We start from the raw sequence: 4858 nt of genomic DNA, 5'->3' as shown, positions 1-4858 counted from the left end.
CTGGCAAAAGGTAAAACTCGCTTTGTCAACATCGGTTCCTGCGCAACATAACAATGCACCCGATATTAAGTCGTGGTTCCTTACCTATTACGAGCCGGTAGCCTATGACGCGGCGCCATCTGTAAGTGGTAGCGTGGCTGGCCTGTCTATTGGTTCAGCTGCACCCGCACCTGCCATGCAGGAAATTAATATCAGAGGGTACAGCAATGTGTACGATAAAAAACAGAAGCAGGCCGAACCATTGTATGTACTGGATGGCAGGATAATAAGTAAAGGGGAGCTTAACAGTATTGATCCGAAGACCATCAAATCGATGGACGTGCTGAAAGATGCTGCCTCTACAGCCATTTATGGCAGCCGCGCATCGAACGGAGTTGTAATGATAAAGCTGAAAGAAATGGGCGATTATGTAAATATAAAAGACAATGAACTGAATGTAGTGTTTGAGATCGATATGCCATATGACGTGCCCTCGAATGGAAAAGAACAGAATGTAAGTTTGAAAGACTTTAAAGTGCCGGCGCATTATAAGTATTTCAGTGTTCCCCGTCTTGATAAAGACGCTTACCTGGTGGGAGAGATCGTTGACTGGGAAGCCCTGAACCTGTTACCGGGCGAAGCCAATATTATTTTTGAAGGTACTTATATTGGCAAAACATCCATCGACGCCAATTCTGTACAGGATACGCTGAACCTTACTTTGGGAAGAGATAAAAGGGTAGTGATCACCCGCGAAAAACTGACCGATTTCAGCAGTGTGAAATTCCTTGGTACTAACAAAAAGCAAACCTTTACCTATGAAATAACCGTGCGGAACAACAAAAAGGAAGCCGTTCAAATGGAGTTGCGGGACCAGTATCCTTTATCGACCAATAAAGATATTGAAGTGGAGCTGTTACAAGCTGATGGGGCTGCAGTGAATGGGGAAACGGGTATTTTAACCTGGAAACCGCAGCTGGCGCCGGGCGAAATAAAGAAATACCGCGTAAGTTATAGCGTGAAGTTCCCGAAAGACAGAACGATCAATTGGTAGGATCTATAGCAAAAAAATCCCTCCGGCAATAATCGCCGGAGGGATCTTTTTTATTTATTAGTTTTTCACTATTTCGAGTAATTCTACATCAAAGATCAGGGTTGAACCTTCTTTAATTGTAGGACCGGCGGGATTATCGCCATAAGCCAGGTCAGAAGGAATGAACAATTTCCATTTGCTGCCAACGGGCATCAATTGTAACGCTTCCGTCCAACCGGGAATTACATTTTTTAAACCCAGGGTAATAGGCTGGCCACGGTCAACTGAACTGTCGAAAACAGTACCGTCGATCAGGGTGCCATGGTAATGAACTTTTACCTGGTCATCGATGGATGGTTTAGGACCGGTACCTTCTTTGATAACCTGGTATTGTAAACCGCTGGGTAAGGTAATAACACCTGGTTTCTTTTTATTTTCAGCCAGGAATGCCTGACCTGCTTTTTTATTGGGAGATGCGTTTTCACTACGTGTTTTCTGCATGTAGGTAACAATGCAGTTATTCACCTGTTGTTCATTCAGCAGGGCCTTATCAACTTTGGAATCAGCAAGGGCTTTCAACACCAGGGCGTTGTTTATATTGGTTATGCCCTGGGCTTTGTAAAAACTGGCGATACTTAAGCCAATGGCATAACTAAATGAATCGGCAGCGTTTTTCAAACCAGGAGCAGATGAGGCAGGGGTAGCGGTTTTTTTAGTAGCTGCAACCGGCTTTTTCTTAGCAGTAGACTGGGCCAGCATCGCAGTTGCTGGTAAAACGGCTAAAGCCAACAGCACATATTTTTTCATTAATTAAATTTTAGGCATCAAAAGTAAGTGAATGAAACGAAAAATTGGATGAAATATTGTCACATAGCGGGTTTGGGATTAACAAGGTCTTTATAACGATGTTCATACGGCTGGCCGGTTACGATGGCCAGGATGTCTTTTTCGAGTGAGGTCACGGGCGATTCAACAATCCGGCCCACCTCGCGCTGGTTTTCAAATATCAGCAGGGTAGGAACCCGGCGAATGTTTAAACCCCGTTCTTCATGGCCGGGACTTTGTTTATAAGCCGTATCGCTGTTATTCAGCGTTATCAATTGTATTTGTGCTGGTTTAACCCGGCAATAATCGAGGATCTTGTAAATGCGGGGCACTTCCCGGCGGCTATCGCCACACCAGGTTCCCATAAATAATAGTAACTGTTTATTTTTCAATAAAGGTTTTATTTGGTTGGCGGTAGTACTATCAACCGTATAGGCTTTAAAATTTTTAGTGTACCAAACATCGAATGGAGGTTGTGCCAGCCGTTCGCGGGTGCATTTACCAAGCAGTATCAGGTTACCTTTTTTATCCGTTGTTTCCAGGTTAACAGTTTGAATGGATTTGTTGGCCATTTTAGGGGTGCAGGCGGCCAATACAAAAATGGAGATAGCTATAACAGTTATATGAACTGATTTCATGATGATTTAATTGTAGAATGATAGAATGGAATAACAGGCGGCAGCTAAATCCACCAGCTGGCGGATTTAGCTGAAAGCCAAATACAGCTACACGCGCACGCTGCCGCCTGCCTACAGGCGGGCAACAGGTAACCGGAAGCCATGAACGTAAAATGTAAACTTTGAAATTACACGCGGGGAGGCTGAAAGATAACGGGGGAGAGAGTTTCAGGAATTACATCAATATAAGCCACTTCATAAGTAACAGTTGTTTCAGTTGGTTGCCAGTTGGTGAGGGGCTCATGAAACAACACTACTTCTTCTGTTTTTTCTTTTAAGATGGCCGATGGATGGTGCGTGGTGTCTTTGTGATTATCCAGTAATTGCTGTACGCAATCACAGGGTGTGGAGGTGTAAATAGACGTGATGCGACAATGCCAATAAGTAACCAGCTTGCCATACTGCAGGGCAAAAAAGGCGGTTAAGCATATGATGGCGGTTAATGATCGCACAAAAAAGGTGTGTTTTGAAAAAATACTAATAATATCGATAACTGACTAATTTTGCCCGAATCATTTTATATAAATTTTATGAGTACCTACATTAAACCTCTTGAAGTTCGCTGGTCTGACCTGGACCCCAATTTTCATTTACGGCATTCCGTATATTATGATTTTGGTGCCTATGTGCGGGTTTTATTTCTGGGAGAACATGGGTTAACCCCTTCGTTTATGGTGAAACACCATTTTGGACCCATTTTATTCAGAGAAGAATGTGTTTTTAAGAAGGAAATAAGAATGGGTGACGTCATAACTATCGATGTACAATTGCTGAAAACGCGACCCGATTTTTCGCGATGGAGCATTCAGCATAATATCAGGAAAAATGGCGATGAAACGGCTGCCATTATTACTGTCGACGGCGCCTGGATGGATGTGCTGCAGCGCAAACTCACAGTGCCACCGGATACAGTAAAACATGTATTTGAGAAAATGCCTAAGGCTGAACAATTTATATGGGATAAATAACCCTGTTGCTTAACAACTTTTTATCATTTAACACGTTAATTTAGCTGAATTATTTAATTTAATATCTCTATGAAAAGAATAGTTTTACCCCTGTTACTTCTTACAAGTGTGGCTTCATTTGCGCAGAGCGGTTTATTGAAGAAAGCAGGTAGTATGCTGGGCAAGGCTACTGGCAGCAGCACAAGCGGCACCGGTTTATCTACCGATCAAATTGTTGCGGGTTTAAAAGAAGCATTAAGCGTTGGCGCACAAAACAGTGCCAGTAAATTATCGGCAGTGGATGGCTTTTTTGCCAATGCTGCCATTAAAGTGTTGATGCCTCCCGAAGCAAAAAAAGTAGAAACGGCTTTACGTACTGCAGGTATGGGCAAACTGGTTGATAACGCTATTTTATCAATGAACCGGGCTGCGGAAGACGCCAGCAAATCAGCAGCGCCAATTTTTGTGAATGCTATAAAAAGCATGAGCATAAATGATGCGTTGGGCATTTTAAAAGGAACTGATACTGCTGCTACCGGTTACCTGCGCGGAAAAACAACCGCAGCACTTACTGCAGCTTTCCGCCCCGTTATTGACACTGCCCTGCAAAAAACAGCAGCTACCTCATACTGGAAAACAGTATTTGATGCATATAATAGACTCCCAACTACCTTTACAAAGATCAACCCTGATTTAGCTGGTTATGTAACCGAAAAATCATTGGGTGGAATGTTTTTCCAGGTAGCTGAGGAAGAAAAGAAGATCCGTAAAGATCCTGCCGCCCGGGTTACTGATATCCTGAAAAAAGTGTTTGGCAGTTAAGTTTTTCTCCTGTCTGCTTATAGATTTATTATAAATTGCATCCCCCGCTTAACCCGCGGGGGATTTTTTTTATTATACAAAGTCACATGATAAGCAAAACGCTTTCTCTATACAAGAATGCCTATAGTGGATTGTCTCCCTCTACCTGGTGGTTGTCGTTTGTAATGTTAATAAACAGAAGCGGCACCATGGTACTTCCCTTCATGACCATTTATCTTACCAGTCCGAAAATGGGCTACAGCATCGGGCAGGCTGGTTTTGTTATGGCCCTGTTTGGGTTGGGGGCAGTAACAGGTGGATTTCTTGGTGGCAAACTAACCGACCACATTGGTTTTCACAAAGTGCAGCTAATTACATTAGGCGGTGGCGGCATTATGTTCATGGTGCTGGGACAAATGAGATCATTTCCGCTGATCTGTTTGTTCACTTTTTTATTAAGCATGGTGAACGACGCGTTCCGGCCTGCCAACTCTACAGCTATCGTTGCTTACAGTAAAGAAGATACCCGTACCCGTTCGTATGCGCTCAACCGGTTGGCTATTAACCTGGGCTGGGCAGTTGGCAGTGCTATTGGT

At 43.4% G+C, this 4858-nt stretch carries 7 protein-coding genes; 4 read left to right on the top strand and 3 right to left on the bottom strand.

Translation table 11 applies throughout. The annotated features are described in order from the left end of the window. Positions 1–1033: DUF4139 domain-containing protein (locus tag ACJ751_RS23220; protein WP_407747923.1), on the top strand; the 1033-nt coding region annotated here is incomplete at its 5' end. Positions 1034–1090: 57 nt separating this feature from the next. Here the strand turns inward: ACJ751_RS23220 and ACJ751_RS23215 are convergent. From ACJ751_RS23215 to ACJ751_RS23205, 3 genes are all read right to left on the bottom strand, one after another. Beyond that, positions 1091–1819: an FKBP-type peptidyl-prolyl cis-trans isomerase gene (locus ACJ751_RS23215; RefSeq protein WP_407747922.1), complete on the bottom strand. Its 729-nt coding sequence runs from the start codon at positions 1817–1819 to the stop codon at positions 1091–1093. Positions 1820–1878: 59 nt separating this feature from the next. Beyond that, positions 1879–2475: a thioredoxin family protein gene (locus ACJ751_RS23210; RefSeq protein ID WP_407747921.1), complete on the bottom strand. Its 597-nt coding sequence runs from the start codon at positions 2473–2475 to the stop codon at positions 1879–1881. 167 nt (positions 2476–2642) lie between these two features. Beyond that, positions 2643–2966 carry a hypothetical protein gene (locus ACJ751_RS23205; protein WP_407747920.1) on the bottom strand — a complete coding sequence of 108 codons (324 nt, stop codon included), beginning with the start codon at positions 2964–2966 and terminating at the stop codon, positions 2643–2645. Between the two features lie 78 nt (positions 2967–3044). Between ACJ751_RS23205 and ACJ751_RS23200 the strand changes: the two genes are divergently transcribed. The 3 genes from ACJ751_RS23200 to ACJ751_RS23190 all read left to right on the top strand — a co-directional run. Further along, the gene (locus ACJ751_RS23200; RefSeq protein WP_407747919.1) at positions 3045–3482 is read left to right on the top strand and encodes an acyl-CoA thioesterase; all 438 of its coding nucleotides are present in this window, start codon (positions 3045–3047) and stop codon (positions 3480–3482) included. A gap of 69 nt (positions 3483–3551) precedes the next feature. Continuing rightward, entirely contained in the window at positions 3552–4283 is a 732-nt protein-coding gene (locus tag ACJ751_RS23195; RefSeq protein ID WP_407747918.1) for a DUF4197 domain-containing protein, read from the top strand. An 86-nt stretch (positions 4284–4369) separates the two neighbouring features. Then, the coding region (locus ACJ751_RS23190) for an MFS transporter (RefSeq protein WP_407747917.1) at positions 4370–4858 on the top strand (489 nt) is incomplete at its 3' end.

Origin of the sequence: Niastella sp., assembly GCF_045805085.1 — a bacterium.
In the GTDB taxonomy this organism is placed as follows: domain Bacteria; phylum Bacteroidota; class Bacteroidia; order Chitinophagales; family Chitinophagaceae; genus Niastella.
This window is presented reverse-complemented; position numbering and strand designations above follow the sequence as displayed.

Coding starts and splice junctions, on each gene's coding strand:
- ACJ751_RS23200 (WP_407747919.1), top strand. CDS start 3,045: ATGAGTACCTACATTAAACCTCTTGAAGTTCGCTGGTCTGACCTGGAC.
- ACJ751_RS23215 (WP_407747922.1), bottom strand. CDS start 1,819: ATGAAAAAATATGTGCTGTTGGCTTTAGCCGTTTTACCAGCAACTGCG.
- ACJ751_RS23195 (WP_407747918.1), top strand. CDS start 3,552: ATGAAAAGAATAGTTTTACCCCTGTTACTTCTTACAAGTGTGGCTTCA.
- ACJ751_RS23210 (WP_407747921.1), bottom strand. CDS start 2,475: ATGAAATCAGTTCATATAACTGTTATAGCTATCTCCATTTTTGTATTG.